General features: G+C 68.9%; 19 protein-coding genes. 8 read left to right on the forward strand and 11 right to left on the reverse strand.

Translation table 11 applies throughout. The annotated features are described in order from the left end of the window. Positions 1-96 precede the first annotated feature (96 nt). Positions 97-1,206, forward strand: coding sequence for a DUF5667 domain-containing protein (locus tag EV137_RS30985; protein WP_238175656.1), 1,110 nt, complete (start codon positions 97-99; stop codon positions 1,204-1,206). Between the two features lie 1,084 nt (positions 1,207-2,290). On the opposite strand, the gene EV137_RS30995 is transcribed toward EV137_RS30985, so the two are convergent. The 3 genes from EV137_RS30995 to EV137_RS31005 form a co-directional block, all read right to left on the reverse strand. Next, complete coding sequence (locus EV137_RS30995; protein WP_134131727.1) at positions 2,291-3,448, reverse strand: lysophospholipid acyltransferase family protein; 1,158 nt, start codon at positions 3,446-3,448, stop codon at positions 2,291-2,293. Further along, a complete protein-coding gene (locus EV137_RS31000) occupies positions 3,441-4,433 on the reverse strand; it encodes an NAD-dependent epimerase/dehydratase family protein (RefSeq protein WP_134131995.1) in 993 nt (330 codons plus the stop codon). Before EV137_RS31000 ends, EV137_RS30995 begins: the two co-directional genes overlap by 8 nt. 63 nt (positions 4,434-4,496) lie before the next feature. Continuing rightward, the gene (locus tag EV137_RS31005; RefSeq protein WP_008356322.1) at positions 4,497-4,598 is read right to left on the reverse strand and encodes a 30S ribosomal protein bS22; all 102 of its coding nucleotides are present in this window, start codon (positions 4,596-4,598) and stop codon (positions 4,497-4,499) included. A gap of 110 nt (positions 4,599-4,708) precedes the next feature. Here EV137_RS31005 and EV137_RS31010 point away from each other — a divergent pair, with 110 nt between their 5' ends. After that, positions 4,709-5,371, forward strand: a complete 663-nt coding sequence (locus tag EV137_RS31010; protein ID WP_134131728.1) for a class I SAM-dependent methyltransferase — start codon at positions 4,709-4,711, stop codon at positions 5,369-5,371. A gap of 31 nt (positions 5,372-5,402) precedes the next feature. Next, positions 5,403-5,795 (forward strand): GNAT family N-acetyltransferase, encoded by a 393-nt coding sequence (locus EV137_RS31015; RefSeq protein WP_202871205.1) that lies wholly within the window; start codon positions 5,403-5,405, stop codon positions 5,793-5,795. Positions 5,796-5,801: 6 nt separating this feature from the next. On the opposite strand, the gene EV137_RS31020 is transcribed toward EV137_RS31015, so the two are convergent. The 3 genes from EV137_RS31020 to EV137_RS31030 form a co-directional block, all read right to left on the reverse strand. Beyond that, positions 5,802-6,302, reverse strand: a complete 501-nt coding sequence (locus EV137_RS31020; protein ID WP_134007903.1) for a GNAT family N-acetyltransferase — start codon at positions 6,300-6,302, stop codon at positions 5,802-5,804. A 12-nt stretch (positions 6,303-6,314) separates the two neighbouring features. After that, positions 6,315-6,488 (reverse strand): hypothetical protein, encoded by a 174-nt coding sequence (locus tag EV137_RS40820; RefSeq protein ID WP_166680057.1) that lies wholly within the window; start codon positions 6,486-6,488, stop codon positions 6,315-6,317. An 84-nt stretch (positions 6,489-6,572) separates the two neighbouring features. After that, positions 6,573-7,427 carry an LLM class flavin-dependent oxidoreductase gene (locus EV137_RS31030; protein ID WP_134131729.1) on the reverse strand — a complete coding sequence of 285 codons (855 nt, stop codon included), beginning with the start codon at positions 7,425-7,427 and terminating at the stop codon, positions 6,573-6,575. 72 nt (positions 7,428-7,499) lie between these two features. On the opposite strand from EV137_RS31030, the gene EV137_RS31035 reads away from it, so the two are divergent. Continuing rightward, a complete protein-coding gene (locus tag EV137_RS31035) occupies positions 7,500-7,715 on the forward strand; it encodes a hypothetical protein (protein ID WP_134131730.1) in 216 nt (71 codons plus the stop codon). Here EV137_RS31035 and EV137_RS31040 read toward each other — a convergent pair. Next, positions 7,712-9,787, reverse strand: a complete 2,076-nt coding sequence (locus EV137_RS31040) for an AfsR/SARP family transcriptional regulator (RefSeq protein WP_238175657.1) — start codon at positions 9,785-9,787, stop codon at positions 7,712-7,714. The genes EV137_RS31035 and EV137_RS31040 overlap by 4 nt on opposite strands. A 54-nt stretch (positions 9,788-9,841) precedes the next feature. Here EV137_RS31040 and EV137_RS31045 point away from each other — a divergent pair, with 54 nt between their 5' ends. Next, entirely contained in the window at positions 9,842-10,702 is an 861-nt protein-coding gene (locus EV137_RS31045; RefSeq protein ID WP_134131731.1) for an alpha/beta fold hydrolase, read from the forward strand. Positions 10,703-10,763: 61 nt separating this feature from the next. Here the strand turns inward: EV137_RS31045 and EV137_RS31050 are convergent, their stop codons facing one another. Then, positions 10,764-12,005 (reverse strand): amidohydrolase family protein, encoded by a 1,242-nt coding sequence (locus EV137_RS31050; RefSeq protein WP_238175658.1) that lies wholly within the window; start codon positions 12,003-12,005, stop codon positions 10,764-10,766. A gap of 64 nt (positions 12,006-12,069) precedes the next feature. Here EV137_RS31050 and EV137_RS31055 point away from each other — a divergent pair, with 64 nt between their 5' ends. Beyond that, entirely contained in the window at positions 12,070-12,558 is a 489-nt protein-coding gene (locus EV137_RS31055) for a MarR family winged helix-turn-helix transcriptional regulator (protein ID WP_134007895.1), read from the forward strand. Positions 12,559-12,605: 47 nt separating this feature from the next. Here the strand turns inward: EV137_RS31055 and EV137_RS31060 are convergent, their stop codons facing one another. The 3 genes from EV137_RS31060 to EV137_RS31070 all read right to left on the reverse strand — a co-directional run bounded on the left by EV137_RS31060 (position 12,606) and on the right by EV137_RS31070 (position 14,444). Continuing rightward, a complete protein-coding gene (locus tag EV137_RS31060; RefSeq protein ID WP_012923942.1) occupies positions 12,606-12,821 on the reverse strand; it encodes a helix-turn-helix domain-containing protein in 216 nt (71 codons plus the stop codon). Positions 12,822-12,939: 118 nt separating this feature from the next. Then, a complete protein-coding gene (locus EV137_RS31065) occupies positions 12,940-14,115 on the reverse strand; it encodes an acetoin utilization protein AcuC (RefSeq protein WP_134131732.1) in 1,176 nt (391 codons plus the stop codon). A gap of 17 nt (positions 14,116-14,132) precedes the next feature. Further along, a complete protein-coding gene (locus EV137_RS31070; protein WP_134007891.1) occupies positions 14,133-14,444 on the reverse strand; it encodes a hypothetical protein in 312 nt (103 codons plus the stop codon). An 84-nt stretch (positions 14,445-14,528) separates the two neighbouring features. Here EV137_RS31070 and EV137_RS31075 point away from each other — a divergent pair, with 84 nt between their 5' ends. Beyond that, positions 14,529-15,092, forward strand: coding sequence for a TetR/AcrR family transcriptional regulator (locus EV137_RS31075; RefSeq protein ID WP_238175659.1), 564 nt, complete (start codon positions 14,529-14,531; stop codon positions 15,090-15,092). Positions 15,093-15,305: 213 nt separating this feature from the next. Next, complete coding sequence (locus tag EV137_RS31080; protein WP_134131734.1) at positions 15,306-16,088, forward strand: SGNH/GDSL hydrolase family protein; 783 nt, start codon at positions 15,306-15,308, stop codon at positions 16,086-16,088. Positions 16,089-16,121: the final 33 nt, after the last annotated feature.

The raw sequence follows: 16,121 nt of genomic DNA on the forward strand, positions 1-16,121 counted from the left end.
AGGGCTCGAGCGCGCGCGGAGGCATTCGCGCATGCGGTCGATCACGGGCCCCGTCACTCCACGTGACTGGGCGATGACCCCGAGTTACTGGAAGCTGTGGAGCTCGTCGGACGGCTGAGGACCGCCGGCGCAGTTGCCCCGCGACCGGAGTTCAGTGCCGAGCTGCGGCACCGCCTGTTGGAGCAGGCGGCGGCGCGCGCGGCGACCACTGCGACTCCGTTGACGGTGCACACCGCACCAGACGACTCGGACGACCCGCCGGGTAGCGAGGACGTTGGCGCGTCCGTGACAGATATCCGTCGTCGCCAGGGCCGGAGGATCCGGCTCGTGGCCAGCACCGCCGCGCTGGTGCTGCTCGGAGGTGGCATCGGTTCCGCCGCCGCCGCTCAGCAGGCCATGCCCGGCGACACCTTGTACGGAATGAAGCGCAGCATCGAGAACGTGGCGACCAATGTCGGAGTCGGCGACGACTCCCGCGGCCGGCGCGATCTCGAGCACGCGATGACCCGATTGTCCGAAGTCCGGGAGCTGGCGAGCAACGGCGGCTCGGTGGGCACGATCAACGCGACACTGGACGACTTCTCGGCGCAGGCCCGCAAGGGCGTGTCCCGACTGGTCGCGTCGTACCAGCAGGACAACGACGAGAGTTCGATCACCGCGATCACGGCGTTCATCACCAGCGCCCGCCAGGCTTTGGTCGAGCTCGCGCCGAAACTCCCGCCGGAGTCGCTGAAGTCCGGGGTCGAGGCACTGGCCACGATCGAGCAGCTGGCGCAGCACACCTCGGCGGCATGCCCGAAGTGTGCGGCACCGAAGCCGTCGGGCGCGCCGAGCACCGGCACGAACAACCAGCCGAACCGCACCAGCCCCGGCACCGGCTCCGAGTCGAGCAACCCGGCCAAGGCGTCGTCGAGCCCCAAGGTGTCGTCGACGATCCCGACACCGGTCAACTCGATCTCTCAGCAGCCGACCACCGTGCCGACCAAGCTGCCGAACACCACCATCGTGCAGCAGTCCACCGCTCCGCCTCCGACCAGCCTGAAGACACCGCCCCGGCCGTCGTCGTCAAACTCGCCGATTGCGACGCCCACCGTGCTGCCTTCCACACTGCCCCCGGCCACACCGTCCTGGCCATGGCCGTTCCCGACAACACCACTGATCAACCTGCCCGGAATCATCCAAACCCTCTTCCCACCCTGGAAGTAGTCACCGAACCCGAGCACGCCAGCCCCCGGCACAAGCACCACGTGCCGGGGGCTGCGCCGTCCCCCTCCACGGCCCTCTTCCCCGGCGCCCACCACCTCCCCACCCTGCGCACACACCATCTCCCGCTCCGCGCGCACCATTTCCCCGCCTGCGCGTACCCCCCCCCGGGCGTACTCCGTTTCCCGCCCCGCACCCGGTTGCTCCCGTCGCCAACCGCGCCGACGGATGACATTCGAGGAGACATCCGGCTGTCCTGTCCGATGTGTGGGTGGTGATCAGCCCGATCCGGGGTCCTGCGACAGCCGGTGGTGGGACGGCTCCCGGTATTGCCTGTCCCCAGTGACCAGCGCCTGCCTCCACTCCCCGCCGCCCTTCCCGCCCCGCAAGACCGCCCAGTCATCCGCCCCTGCATCGAGCAGACGACGGGTTATCCCAGTGCCGTTCAGTGAAGGACGTGGTCCGGCCGTCAATCCCGGTGATGGGAAAGAAATCGTCGGCATTTGCACATTTGTTTCCCAACAGGAGGCCGTCACGCACTCCGCCTCAGGAGTTGACGGTCGTCGGAGTTGCCGAATCGGCCCGAAGCGGGGAGGCTCGTGTACCGGATCCGGCGGGTAATCCTCCCCGGTCCCGGAGCTCAGGCTGTGATGGGCTTCGTCGACAGCGGTCCTGCGTTGGCCGGGTTGCACCCTGTTGTGGTGGGATGCCCCCTCGGATTTTCGGTGGGCAACCCTGCAGTTGAGGAGGCAACCTCCGGTTTGAGGCGTGGCCGGGGCTGGCCGGTGTGACCACCGACGGGATTGCCGGCCGGCGCACTCCTTTGAGCTGAACGGCATCGGGGCGGTTATCCCCTCGCGTTGTGGGTTCTCTGCTGATACGCGAGGGGAGAACCCTGCATGCGAGGGGGGTAACCCTGGCTCTTCTGCCGGCGGCGGCCTCGACGGGGCGGGTCCTCCCGCACCCACCCGGTGGAACAGGAGGGAGGCGCGCGGAGCGGGGGCGGCGCGCGAAGCGAGAGATGGTGCGCGCGGGAGAGGCGGTGGCTGGGCGATCAGCCGTGCTCTGGGCGGGGCAGCGGGTGGGGTCAGAAGAAGACGCTGCGGCGTTGCATGAGGAGGGTGTAGAGGGTTTGCTGGATGGTTTCGCGGACCTGGTCGGTGACGTTGAAGACCAGCATCGGGTCGTCGGCGGCGCCGTCGGGGAAGTCGTCGGTGCGGATCGGTTCGCCGAACTCGATCAGCCACTTGGACGGCAGCGGGATCAGGCCGAGCGGCCCGAGCAGCGGGAAGAACGGCGTGACCGGGATGTACGGGACGCCCAGCAACCGCGCCAGCGAGGCGATGTTGCCGACCAGCGGATAGATCTCCTCGGCGCCCACGATCGAGCAAGGAACAATCGGTACGCCGGTCCGCATCGCCGCGCTGACGAACCCGCCGCGCCCGAAGCGCTGCAGCTTGTACCGCTCGGCGAACGGCTTCCCGAGCCCCTTGAAACCTTCCGGCCAGACACCGACCAGGTTCCCCTGCCGGAGCAGCCGCTCGGCGTCGTCGTTGTTCGCCAGCGTCGCACCGCCCTTGCGGGACAGCTCACCCACGAACGGCGTCTGGAACACCAGGTCCGCGGCCAGCGTGCGCAGCGGCCGGCCGGTGTGATCCGCCACGACCACCTGCGTGACCAGCCCGTCGAGTGGCATCGTGCCGGAGTGGTTCGCGACGATCAAAGCGCTGCCGTCGGACGGGATGTTCTCGATCCCGCGGACCTCGACGCGGAACCACTTCTCCACCATCGGGCGCAGCATCGGCAGCAGCACCTGGTCGGTCAGGTCGGAGTCGTACCCGAACTCGTCGAGCTCGTACTCCCCGGTCAACCGCCGACGCAGGAACGCCAGCCACTCGGCGACCCGCCGCTCCCCGTCCTCCCCGAACAGTCCCCGCACCGCCTGCTCGAGCCCGGCGAAGTCAGAACCAGCAGGCGCCTCGGGCCCATCGACATCCGGTACGGCGTCAGCTGGCGTCTCGCCAGCGCCGGCCGCCTCGACCGAACGACGGCCCGCCGAGGGGCCGTTCTTCGCGGCACGGGTCGCGGCGGTGACATCGGCGTCGGCCCGCTCGTCGACGCGACCCTTCTTCTTCGCGCGGCCGCCCGCGAGCGCACGAGCCGCAGCCGAAGGCGTCGTACGACGTCCGCTCCCCCGGCCCGGTCGGCCGCCGGAACCGATCGGGATCACGTCCGCATCAGCCACGCAGCGCCCCCAGACCTGCGGTGAGCAAACCGGCCACCCGGGTCATCGCGCCGGTCCCGAGCGATCGGCGGAAGTCGTCGAACGCCTCCGCGGTCGAGTACTTCGGCTCGAACCCGAACTCGGTCCGCATCCGCGTCGTGTCCACTCCCCGCCCGTAGGTCAGGAAGGTGATCTGGTCCGGCGAGAAGTCCGCCAGCCGAGCTCGCCGTACGGCGGCCGCAGTGCTGGACGCGGTGAACGAAGGGAGCCGCAGCGTCGGCCGGCCGAGGCGGCGGATCGCCTGGGACAGCGAGAGAACGCCGTCACCGGCCAGATTGAACGTCCCCGGAAGATCGTTGACGGTCGCGTGGTGGATCGCCTCGACACCGTCGTCCTCGTGCAGGAACTGCAGGCGGGCGTCGTACCCGAACACGGTCGGTACGACGGGCATCGCGAAGTAGCGCGTGATCGGGGAATCGGTCTTCGGGCCGATCCAGTTCGCCATCCGGAGCGTGCTGACGCAGACGTCGGGGCGGCGCCGGGCGAAGCCCCGCACGTAGCCCTCGACCTCGACCGCGTCCTTGCTCAATCCGTGGTGATGGATCGCCCGCGGCGCCATCTCCTCGGTGAACATCGCCGGATCCCGCGGACCCGCGCCGTACACCGTCGTCGACGACTTCACCACCAGCTTGGCCACACCCGGCGCCTTCTGGCAGGCAGCGAGCAGCTGCATGGTGCCGATGACGTTGATCTCCTTCATCGACGACCGGCCACCGGCGCTGCCGGGCGTGGCCACAACGCCGGTGTGGACGACCGTGTCCACGTCCTCGGCGGCGATCACCTTGGCGATCACCGGATTACGAATATCCGCCCGGACGAACCGGACCCGCCCCAGCTCCGCGCGCGGCGGAACCACGTCGACACCGAGAACGGTGCCGATCGACGGGTCGTCAGCCAGTCTGCGGGCACAGCGAGCACCGGCGTCCCTCGAGACGCCGGTCACCATCACTACCTGTGCCACGAGCAACCCCCAGCCGGACCGGGCGCGGCAGACCAGTACTTGCCCCGGCTACTTGCCGAGCTTGCGGCGCTGCACCCGCGTCTTCTTCAGCAGCTTGCGGTGCTTCTTCTTCGCCATACGCTTGCGGCGCTTCTTGATTACGGAACCCACGTCTGACCATCCAAACTCAAAGAGAACGTCGGCAAAGCTTACCCGTAGGTCACTGTCCCGACCTAAAGCAGGCTGCACCAGTAGACTGGGACCTTACCTGGGGAGGCTGGATGCGGGCTCGGTACGACGGTCTTGCGGAGTGGTACGACGAACGCTTCGGGAAGGACGCCGAGCCTCATCAGCCTGGTCTGCTGGACCTCCTCGGGCCTGGATCCGGGCCGTGCCTGGACATCGGCTGCGGCACCGGGCGGAACTTCGAGAGCATCCGCGCCAGCGGGCGCACTGTCGTGGGGCTGGACTACTCCATCGACCAGCTCCGCCGCGCCAGGATGCGTACCGACGGCCCGCTGATGCACGGCGACGCTGCGGCCCTGCCCTTCGCGGACGAGTCGTTCGACACCGCGATCACGCTGTGGACCTCCACCGATGTGGACGACTTCGGTGCGGTCCTCCTGGAGGCGGCGCGAGTACTGCGACCGGGCGGGGTGCTGGTCGTGTACGGCGTGCACCCGTGCTTCAACGGTCCGCACGTCGTGTACGCCGAGGACGGTCGCCGGATCGTCCACCCGACGTACCGGCAATCCGGCTGGCACACCGAGTCGCCCTGGTGGAGCGAGGACGGTATCCGCCGCCGCATCGGCATGAACCATGTCCCCCTGGCGGACTACCTGAACGCCGTGATCAGCAGCGGCTTGGCCGTGGACCGCTTCGAGGAACCCGGCGGCTACGACGTCCCGCACGCGTTCGCCTTCCGGGCCCACCGCCCGGCCTGAGATTGTCGCCGGCGGCTGATGTACTGCCGGCATGGTGACACTGGCTTCTTGGACTGAGCAGGACTTCCGGCTGCTCGAGCGGTGCAATACGCCGGAGATGACGGCGTACCTCGGTGGTCCGGAGACGCCCGGGAAGCTGCGGGACCGGCATCGGAAGTACGTCGAGAACGCTTTCACCGGACAGATGTTCGTGATCGTCACCGAGGACGGCGAGCGCGCCGGGTTGATCGGCTACTGGGAGCACAGCGAGAGCGACGAGACTGTCTGGGAGACGGGGTGGGCGATTCTGCCGGAGTTCCAGGGGCGTGGACTGGCCACGGCCGCCGTGCGTCAGGTGGCGAAGGTTTCACGCTTCTCGGTGAACGCGACTTCGAATACCCGAAAGGGCACTGGATGCGCTGCAACGACTGGTCTCTCGACCTGATCGGCACTACCGCGCGAGATGTTCCCAGGTGAACAGGGTCAGCTCGCGACCTTTGTCCACGACCTGTTCTGGCGGTAGGTCGGTCTGCCGGTAGCCGGCTGCCCGCGCCACCGCGGCGCTTGCTGCATTGTCCGGCTCGATCTCGAGAATCACCCGCGGCAGGCCGGCCGTTTCGTGTGCGTAGGCGGTCAGCACCTTCAGCGCCCGCACCCCGAGACGCTGCCCGCGATGCGCCGGTCCGATCGCGTACCCGAGCGAACCCGTGGCGAGGTTGAGCATGACCTCGCCGAGTGGCTGCACACCGTCCGTAGTGATCGCCAACTGGAGCTTGTCCGTCGCCCTGCGCGCGTTCTCGACGTACTCCGTCGCGACGGCGAGGTCGAAGGGGGACTTCAGCGGTGTCCAGTACGCCACCTCTGGGTCGTCGAACAGCTCGACCATCGCCGGCGCGTCCGCCGGCTCCCAGGCGCGGAGCACCAGTCCGTCGGCGACCACTCGTGCTGTCATGCAGTCAGCATCTCAGGCAGCTTTGCGGACCGCGACCGGCACGACCGGCTTGGGGAGGACGGCGAGGTGGGGAGTGGCGGTCTTCGTGGTGGTGCTCGCATAGGCGGCGGGGGTGAAGGCGACGGCGGCCAGCCCCAGGGTCGCGATGGTGCCTACGGCAACGGTCTTGACGATTCGGATCGGCATCGGAAGCCTCCTTCAGGTTGGTGATTCCATCCTGATCGCACGGTCTGCGACGGCCCTGGAAGATTCCTGGGAGGAGGCTGTGAGTCAGAGCGACGCGACCTCAGGCGCCGCATCGGCAATGATCCCGACGGTTTCCGATGTCCACGGCCCGGAGCGGATCACGATCGCGTGGTCGATCCCCCAAGCTGCTTGCTCTCGGCAACGGTCGATCAGAGCGCCGACGGTGTCGCCGGGATTCAGCCGGGTCGACAACGTCTTTGCGATGTCGTCGTACGGGCGGCCTGCGTCGTCACAGTGCTTGCGCAGTACGTCGAGCTTGTGGCGGACCGTCGTACCGCCGTCCGGCAGGTCGAACAGATTGCACGCGTCCGCCCGCCGCGCGACCATCCGCAGTGTCTTCTGCTCGCCCGTGCCGCCGATCAGCACCGGTACGTGCCCGGCCGGCCGCGGGCTGCAGATCGGGCCGTCCAGCTGGAAGTGTTTCCCGGCGTACGGCGAACTGTCGCCGGCGAACATGCGATCCGCGATGTCCAGCAGCTCCTCCAACTGCTCGAACCGCTCCTTGGCCGGTCCGAGCGGAATCCCCATCGCCCGCGCTTCGTCCCCCTCCCAACCGATCCCGACACCGAACCACGCCCGCCCACGCGTGAACGCGTCCAGCGTCGCGATCGCCTTCACCTGGACCGCGGGCGGCCGGAACGGTACCGGGGAAACGAGCATCCCGAGCCGCACGCGACTGGTGATCGCAGCCAGGTACCCCAGCAGGCTGAACCCCTCGAACAGCTCGGCCTGCGGATGACTGGTCGGATCAGCCTGGAACAGATGGTCCGGCACCCAGATCGTGTCGATCCCACCCTGGTCGGCGAGCTCCACGACCCGTCGCAGCCCGTCCACGCCGTCGCTCCAAGCGTGGTCCGTCACCGTGATACTGAGTTTCATTCGGCCGCTCCCGCAGAGTCTTGCGTCTTGTTCCCGACCGGCCGGTGACCAAACGCCAGGTACCTTGGCCGGATGGAGTACCTGGTGTTTCTCGCTGGCCTGGCCGTGGTGCTCGCGGGGCTGACCTGGTTCGCCTCGTGGGCGAAGCGCCACGGGCGGGGGTCCGGGGTGGCGGGCGCGCTCGCGGCGCACGACGAGGCGTACCGGACCACGGCGCACCAGTCGCACCACGAGCTGCGGATGCAGGCCGATCGGAAGTCCGAGAGCGGTTCTCCGGACGACCTCTAAGGCAGGTAGTCGGCAATCGGGCCGAGGGTGAGCAGGCCGCTTCCGGCTGCGTGTTCGTCGGCCGCCGGTGCCAGCGCGGCTTGTGCCTTCGCCAACAGCTCGGGGTCTTGGGTGCTGTGGGCGGTCAGGGCCCAGTAGGCCTCCAACAGCAAGCCGGGCGGCGGATCCGGCGCTCCGTACACCCACGGAGCGTGCGGGCCGTAGTCGGCAGTCGGGATCGGTTCGCCATGGCGTACGGCGTGTGCGGCCAACGCCAGCGGGAGGAGACCGGCGCTCAGGCCGGGCATGCCCGCGTCGTCGAGCAGGGCGGCTGCGGCGCGGTACGACTCGGGGGTGTCGTCGCGGAGGGCGGCGTACCAGCGGGTGAAAACGGCGACGAGCGGGAGTTCGTGCCGGGCGGCCAACGCGTCGGCGGCCGCGGCGTGTTCGTCGGCTGTGGTGTGGTCGGCTCTTGCGCAGGCGGATTGCAGCCTGATCAGGTGGCCGAGAACCTCGTACGTAAAGAGGTTGTGGCGCTGCGAGAGGGTGATGAGTTCGGCGCCGATCGCGTCTCGTTGTGGGGCGAGGCCGGCGCGGTGGCAGGTCTGCATGAAGACGCCGTTCAACGTGAACGCCAGCAGCGCGGGGTCGTCGAGGCCACGGGCGAGTTGCTCGGCCTCGAGCGCCGCCTCCCGTGCTCGCGGCGAACGAGAGCCTCGGGACTCGAGCGCGATCGTGGCCAGCAGTCGTGCGCGGATGCTGGCGTGATCCTGGGTCGGCAGTGCGCGTTCGGCCGCGGCCACGATGGCCGCTGCCTGCGCTTCGTCGTCGGAGCGGGTCCAGATCGCTGGTACGTCGTACGCGCCGATCACGCGGGCGGTGAGGTCGGGGTCGCCGAGCTCCTCGGCCGCGGCGATCGCTGCGAGCCGGTGTCCACGGGCTGCCTCCAGTCCGCCGCCACCGGTGACCGCGAGGTTGCGGAGCAGCCCGACGGTCGATTCGATCCGAGCACGCGTCCCGCCGACGGCGCGGTCATACGCAGCGGCCGCCTCCGCCCACACGCTCCCGACCTGCGTCAGGTACGCGCCCGAGCTAACCTCCCCAGACAGACTGACCCGCCCAGCCTGGGTGCGCTGCCCAGGCTGGGTGAGATGGGCGGCCTCGGTGTGCTCGGCGGCCTCGGTGAGATGGGCGGCCTGGGTGAGATGGGCTGGCGGAGTGCGCTGGGCTGGCGGAGTTAGGTGTGCGGCGTGGTTGAGGATGTCGGTCTCTAGGCGGGTGAGCGTGGGGCCGGGGTCGATGCCGAGTTGGCCGACCAGGGTTTCCCGGGCACGACGCAGTACGGCGAGGGCGTCGCCTTGCCGTTCGCTCCGGTACAGGGCGAGGGCCAGCAAGCGCCAGGCGTCCTCGCGCCACGGGTGCTCGATGACGTGTGCGTCGAGGTCCGGCACGGCCTCCGCTGCGAGGCCCAACTCCAGGCGCGCTTCCGCGATCTGCTCCACCGCGTGCAGCCGCAACTCGGTCAGTCGCGCCCGCTCGGCCAGCGCCCACGGTTCGTCCACGAACTCGGCGTACGCCGGCCCGCGCCACAACCCCAACCCGGCCAGAAGCTCGTGCAACCGCTCCTCCGGCGACACGAACCCCGCTGGCCCGTCGCTCGGGGTGGAGGGGCGTAGGGCGTTCTCGAACTGCCAGGCGTCGACGTTTGTTGTTTTCAGGGCGTAGCCGGGGCCTGAGGTGACCAGGAGCCGGGGTGGTTCGCGCGGGGCGCGCTCCGGCTCGATCGCTCGGCGCAGCGCGGCCACGAACGTCCGCACCGCACTCAACGCGCCCGCCGGCGGATCGACCCACAAGTCGTCCACCAGCACCTGCGCAGGCACGACCCGCCCCCTCGCCACGATCAGCCGCGCCAGCACAGCCCGATGCCGCGGCCCCCGCAAATCAACCGGCGCCCCCTTCAGGTCGATCGGCTCCACCACCTGATGCTGCGCCCGATTCAGGTCGGCTGGCTCGCCTTCTCGATGCCGCGCCGACCTCAGGTCGGCTGACTCGCTCTCCCAGGCGACCACCGGTCCCAGTACGCCGAACTCCACTCGGTCACGGTAGCGCTCATCCGTTGCTCATCCGGATCGGTGAGGCTGGGCGACATGGAGATTGAAGGCTTTGACTACCGGCGGGTGCCGGGTACGGATGGTGTGGTGCTGAATGTTGCTGTCGGCGGCTCGGGCACTCCGGTGGTGTTGTTGCACGGGTTTCCGCAGACGCATCTGATGTGGCGGCGGGTTGCGGCTGAGTTGGCGGTGGATCACACCGTGATCTGTCCGGATCTTCGGGGCTACGGCGCGAGCGACAAGCCGGCCGAGGGGTATTCGAAACGGAGCATGGCTGCGGACGTTGTCGCGGTGGCGGCTGCGTTGGGGCATTCGCAGTTCGCTTTGGTCGGGCACGATCGGGGTGCGTTGGTCGCGTTCCGTGCTGGTCTCGATCACCCGGACGTGGTCACGCACCTGATGTGCCTGGACGTCTTGCCGACGCTCGACATGTGGGACGTGATGCACGGGACCACCGCAGCCGTCGGATTCCACTTGTACCTCATGGCGCAGCCCGCCGGCTTGCCTGAGCGGATGATCGCCGCCAGCTCGGACGAGTTCTTCGGGTACTTCCTCGACCTGTGGACGAACGATCCCGCGGCGATCCCCTCCGACGTCCGCGCGGCGTACCTGGAGGCCTGCCGGCTCGCGGTGCCGTCGATCGTCGCGGACTACCGCGCCTCGGCGACCGTCGACGTCACCCACGACGAGGAGGATCTTGCCCAGGGCAACAAGCTGCGGATGCCGGTGACGGTGATCCAGCAGGACTGGGGCGCCGCGCTCGGCTTCGACGCCGCGGCCCGCTGGAAGACCTGGGCCCCCGATCTCCATCATCAAACCACCACCTCCGGACACTTCATGGCAGAGCAGAACCCACCCGAAATCACCACAGCCATCCGCAAGCTCCTCAGCCGTTAGACAGCTGCGGGCAGGCGGTCAGCTCTCAGCCGCTAGAAAGATGCCGGCAACTCTTCGGCCGCTAGGCGGCTCCGGTGAGGTAGGCGGTCGACTCGGCGAGGTCGGCGAGGGCCGCCGGGAGCAACGGGCTCACGAGTCGACCGTCGCGTTTGACCACCGCGCCTCCGACCAGGACCGTGTCCACGTTCCCCGGATGTGCGGCGGTCACCACGGTGGCGACGGGGTCGTGCAGACCGCCGACCAGGTTGACGTCCGTACTGCGGAGCAGCACGACGTCGGCCTTGTTGCCGACGGCGAGCGACCCCACGTCGGGCAACCCGAGCGCTCGAGCTCCGCCGTACGTCGCCAGCTGCAGCACCTCCGCGGCCGTGAATGCCTGGTAGCCAAGGGAAAGCACCTCGTGCATCGCCCGGAACATGTCGCCGCCGGCCGTGGTCACGACATCGATCCCGAGGCTGAAGGGAATCCCGGCCTCGCGGAGCCGACCGGACAACGGAGAGCCCATCTCCATCCGCGACTCGACCGTCGGCGTGACCGAAACGGCCGCGCCGGTTTCGGCGATCACCTTCAGCTCGGAGTCGGGCAGGTTGTTGCCGTGCACGTACAACGTGTTCGGCCGCGCGAGCCCGGCATCCCGCAACCGCGTGATCGGGTCGGGGGCCTGCGCCGTGCTGCTGACGTGGACGACCACCGGCACCCCGAGCGAGTCGGCCAGCTCCCAGTCCTCGCGGACCGTCTCGAACGGCGCGTACGCCGGCCCGATCGCCGCGACCGCCAACTCGAGCCGCTCGGACCGGCGCGCCATGATCCGGCGCATCTCCCCGGCATCGACCGCGCCACCACCGAGCGGTGAGGGACCGTACCCGAAGACGGCCCGGATCCCGCTGTGTTCCAACGCGTCCAGCGCCGCGTCGGCCTGCTCCGGGGAACGTTGGACGTGGGAGTAGTCCTGGACCGTGGTGATGCCCGCGTCCAAGCACTCCAGCGCGCCGACAAGGTTGCCGGCCGCGACATCTGCCGCGCGAAACCTCGACCCGTAGCCGCCCAGCACCCGCTCGAAGTACACCCCGAGACCCGCGTCGAGGGTGATCCCGCGTAACGCGGTCTGCCACAGGTGCCGATGCGTGTCGACGAACCCGGGCAGCACGATCCGCTCCCCCGCGTCGATCACCTCGGCGTCCGCGGTCAGCCCGGCCCCGACGGCCGCGATCCGCCCGTCCTCGATCAGTACGTCGGTGTCGCGCCGTACGACGACCTCCGGGAAGGTGTCGATCACCGTCCCGCCCTTGAGCAACAGCCTCACGTCGATCTCCCTCAGTAGAAAGCTTTGAAGAAAGCTATCATCAAAGGCAGATAGGCTGTCAACCGTGACCGACGACCCTGTGGACCGGCTGATCTCGTCCTGGGAGCAGGAGCTGCCCGAGGTGCTGTATCCGACCAGCGAGCTGACGAAGCGGATCATGCTGCTGGCCGGCGAGCTGAACGCTGCGACGCGGCGGGTGCTGCGCGACCTGGAGCTGACCATGGCCGAGTTCGACGTACTCGTCTCGCTGCGCCGGTCCGGTGCGCCGTACCGCCAGAAGCCGTCGGACCTGGTCCGGAGCCTGCTGCTGTCGTCGGGCGGGACCAGCAACGTGACGAATCAGCTGGTCCGCCGCGGCCTGGCCGTCCGCGAATCGGATCCGGACGACGGGCGTGGGACGCAGATCCGCCTGACTCCGGAGGGCATCAGCCTGGCGGAGCAGGCCGTGAAGGCGAGCTCGGCCGCCCACCACGAGCTGTGGGCCGGCGTGCCGGACGAGACCGTCGCACAAGCAGCGAAGGCGCTCCGGGCGCTGAACAGGCCTGGGACATGACGAAGGGGCCGGTCCTGATCGGATCCGGCCCCTCCGGCTTCTCGTGGTTATCCGGCCTGGAAGAAGGCGCCCTTGAGGTAGTCGTGCACGGCGTCCTCCGACACCCGGAACGAACGACCCACCCGCACCGCGGGCAGCTCACCGGAGTGCACCAAGCGGTACACCGTCATCTTGGACACGCGCATGGCCGTGGCGACTTCCGCCACGGTCAGGAACTTCACCTCGGCGAGCGGCTGCTCACCACCGGACTTCTTTGATGCCATTGCGCACCGCACTTCCAGCACGGATCGTGCGCCGGCTTCCCCTCCGGCACCTCCGTCCGTGCATGGCACGAGCGTAGTGGCTGTTGGTACGAATGGGAAAGAGGGGGACTCGTGGGACTCAGTAGGTCGGGTCAAGGCCTAACAAAGGAAAGCTGGCGTCGCGGGTGGCCTTGATGGCGCGGTCGAGCCAGGTGTCGGGGTTGTAGCCGCTCGACCAGTCGACGTACGACGCGTCGCGGCCGTCCGTCATGCGCACCGGCGCGACCCGGCCGAACCGCAGTTGGACCTCCTCACGCCAGGCCTCCGGCACCAGCGCGGCGGGGTCGATCGGGTGGCCGGCCACGATCGCCAGTAGATGCGTCCAGGCCCGCGGTACGACGTCGATGATCGCGTACCCGCCGCCGCCGGTGGCGACCCATTTCCCGTCGGCCACCTCGTGCGCGAGTTGATGCAAGGCCAGGTACGCCGCTCGCTGCCCGTCGATCGTCTTCGTCAAGTGCGCCAGCGGATCCTCGACGTGCGAGTCGCACCCGTGCTGCGTGACCAGGACGCTCGGACGGAACGCCTTCACGACATCGGGGACGACCGCATGGAAAGCCCGCAGCCAGCCCGCATCCCCGGTCCCGGGCGGGAGAGCGACGTTGACCGACGTACCCTCGGCGCCCGGTCCGCCCGTCTCGCCGGCGCTCCCGGTGCCCGGGAACAGCGTGGTCGGCGACTCGTGGAGGCTGACGGTGAGGACGCGCGGGTCGTTGTAGAAGACGGTCTGTACGCCGTCCCCGTGGTGAACGTCGACGTCGACGTACGCGACCCGCTCGGCGCCGTGGTCGAGAAGCCACTGGATCGCGATCGCCGGGTCGTTGTAGACACAGAAGCCGCTGGCTTGGTTGGGCATTGCGTGGTGCAGGCCACCGGCGACGTTCGCGGCGTGCAGTACGTCGCCCTCCCAGACCGATCGGGCCGCCTCGACCGAGGCGCCGGCGATCCGCGCGGAGACCTCGTGCATGTTCGGGAAGCAGTACGTGTCCGACGTACCGAGTCCGTGCGCGGGATCGGCGTCGTCGGGGTTCTCGCCCGCGTGCTTGACCGCTGCGACGTACTCCGCGGTGTGCACGGTCTCGAGCAGCGCATCGTCGGCGGTCGGGGCAGGCACGACCTTGAGCTGGTCGAGGACGCCGAACTCCCGGGCGAGCTTGATGGTCAGCTCCACCCGGATCGGACTCATCGGGTGCCCACGGCCGAAGTCGTACGCCGTCAACCCGTCGTCGAAGACCAGCAACGCCTCACCACTCATGCCCTTGACCTTAACCTTCAGGACTCCGGTAGGGGTTTCCCGAAGCGGGTGCTCATCCGGTAAGCGCCTCGCCGGGCATGGAAGACGGTCATCCCGACGACTCCCAGGGAGCCCGCGATCAGGGCCGCGCGGGGGTGATCGCCGACCTGCGCCAGGGCAAGGAGGGCACCGGCGATCGCGAACGCCGCCAGGCCGCCGACCGCGTTGTTGATGGCCGAGTTGCCGGTCAGGTTCGGGTACTCGCGGGCGGTGATGCCGCTGACGAAGTGCGGGATGCCGTTGGTGCCCATCAGGCCGGCCAGGAAGGCCAGCACGATCGTCCGGATCATCGGTACTCCTCATTCGGTCTACATGTGTTGACTGAAAGGTAGACCGGCATCCGGCGTTGGGTCAACATGCGTAGACTGAGGGCCGTGGTGACCAGGGTGGAACAGCGGCGGCGGACGGAGACCCGGATCCTGACCGCGGCCCGGCAACTGTTCGGTGAGCAGGGCTTCGACCGGACCACGATCCGCGCGATCGCGACCCGCGCCGGCAGCGATCCCGGGCTGGTGATGCGGTACTTCGGCTCGAAGGAGAAGCTGTTCGCGCAGGCGGCCGCGATCCCCGCGGACGGTCCGATCGAAGGCTCACCGGAGCAGATCGCGGAACAACTCATCGCCGCTCTGACCGAGAAACTCGCCGACGAGCCGACGGCGGCACTCGCCGCACTGCGCGCGATGTTCACCCATCCGGAAGCGGCTGAAGAGGTTCGGGCCGCGATGGCGGCGCAGCAGCAGCAGGTTGCGGCGCAGTTGTCCGGGGACGACGCGTTGGTGCGATCCGGCGTGATCGGCGCGTTGACGCTCGGGCTGGTGATCTCGCGGCACCTGGTGCGGCTGGACGGCCTGGACGCGTCGCCGGCGGAGCTGATGGCAGTCGCCGGGCCGCTGATCGAGGAGCTGACGACCGGCTCGACGGAACCTGGGCACAACTAAACGGGCGGCGCGACACCCCTCCCCGGTCGCGCCGGCCCGTCAGTGGACCAACAGTCGATTCATCGGCGGCGGACTGCAAAGCGTTACAGAATTTGCAGCGACTGACGGAAAATCCGCAATTTCTGGCCCGATTGTGCCGCCGGCCGACTGCGGACAGTGAGATTCGGACTTGCGAGTACGGGCGCCGGCGGCCACAGTTCTCCGGTGAGGCAAATGAAACCCAACCGGCGGCAGATCTTCACGGCAGGAGCCGCCGCTGCGGCTGCCGCCACGGTCGCCGCCTCAACCGAAACCGCATCCGCCACCCCGGCGTCCACCGCCTCGGCCGATTCCACGGAGTTCGCGGTGACGACGTCGTCGTCCACCGGACCGTACGGCTCCGGCGTGCTCGGCTCCTGGGCCGGCGCCCAACGCGCGATCTCCACGCCGGCGCAGATCCAGCACACCAAGGACGTCAACGGCGTCTTCATGTTCGGCGACAGCATCTCCGTGCAGGACGGCAAAGCGCTGGCAATCAGGCTCCAGGGCCGGGACGGCAGTCCGCTGGCCGTGCACAACTGGTCCAGCCGGCCCACGTCCGGCGCGGTCGACGCGCTGCAGCAGTGGGCGTCGACGTACGGCCTGCCGCGGCGGATCCTGATGGCGAGCGGGTCCAACGACATCTTCGACCCGCCGAAATTCGCGGCCCAGGTCGCACGGGCGATCAGCATCGTCGGCCCGAACCGGACGCTGTACTGGGTCAACATCCAGGTCGTCCGCAAGAGCGTGACCTCGACCGTGCAGCTCGCCGACCAGCGCAACAGCTCGTGGCTCAACATGCAGCTGTACGACCAGCAGGAGAAGTACCCGAACCTGCGGATCATCCGCTGGGCCGAATGGCTCTGGGTCAAGCCGTACCGGCTGCTCAACTACCTGCGCGACGGCGTACACCCGACGGTGCCGCTGGGCCAGGACGCCCGCAACGAGCTGATCGTCCAGTCGCTGACGCAGCGATGAGCTATCCTCGGAGCGTGAACACGAACTTGCAGC

This window comes from Kribbella pratensis, from assembly GCF_004366075.1.
Lineage (GTDB): Bacteria > Actinomycetota > Actinomycetes > Propionibacteriales > Kribbellaceae > Kribbella > Kribbella pratensis.

What these genes read in the sequence shown, in the direction of transcription:
- EV137_RS31000 (WP_134131995.1), bottom strand. Translation starts at nt 4,433, where the DNA reads ATGGTGACCGGCGTCTCGAGGGACGCCGGTGCTCGCTGTGCCCGCAGA.
- EV137_RS31010 (WP_134131728.1), top strand. Translation starts at nt 4,709, where the DNA reads ATGCGGGCTCGGTACGACGGTCTTGCGGAGTGGTACGACGAACGCTTC.
- EV137_RS31015 (WP_202871205.1), top strand. Translation starts at nt 5,403, where the DNA reads ATGGTGACACTGGCTTCTTGGACTGAGCAGGACTTCCGGCTGCTCGAG.
- EV137_RS31020 (WP_134007903.1), bottom strand. Translation starts at nt 6,302, where the DNA reads ATGACAGCACGAGTGGTCGCCGACGGACTGGTGCTCCGCGCCTGGGAG.
- EV137_RS40820 (WP_166680057.1), bottom strand. Translation starts at nt 6,488, where the DNA reads ATGCCGATCCGAATCGTCAAGACCGTTGCCGTAGGCACCATCGCGACC.
- EV137_RS31030 (WP_134131729.1), bottom strand. Translation starts at nt 7,427, where the DNA reads ATGAAACTCAGTATCACGGTGACGGACCACGCTTGGAGCGACGGCGTG.
- EV137_RS31035 (WP_134131730.1), top strand. Translation starts at nt 7,500, where the DNA reads ATGGAGTACCTGGTGTTTCTCGCTGGCCTGGCCGTGGTGCTCGCGGGG.
- EV137_RS31045 (WP_134131731.1), top strand. Translation starts at nt 9,842, where the DNA reads ATGGAGATTGAAGGCTTTGACTACCGGCGGGTGCCGGGTACGGATGGT.
- EV137_RS31060 (WP_012923942.1), bottom strand. Translation starts at nt 12,821, where the DNA reads ATGGCATCAAAGAAGTCCGGTGGTGAGCAGCCGCTCGCCGAGGTGAAG.
- EV137_RS31065 (WP_134131732.1), bottom strand. Translation starts at nt 14,115, where the DNA reads ATGAGTGGTGAGGCGTTGCTGGTCTTCGACGACGGGTTGACGGCGTAC.
- EV137_RS31070 (WP_134007891.1), bottom strand. Translation starts at nt 14,444, where the DNA reads ATGATCCGGACGATCGTGCTGGCCTTCCTGGCCGGCCTGATGGGCACC.
- EV137_RS31080 (WP_134131734.1), top strand. Translation starts at nt 15,306, where the DNA reads ATGAAACCCAACCGGCGGCAGATCTTCACGGCAGGAGCCGCCGCTGCG.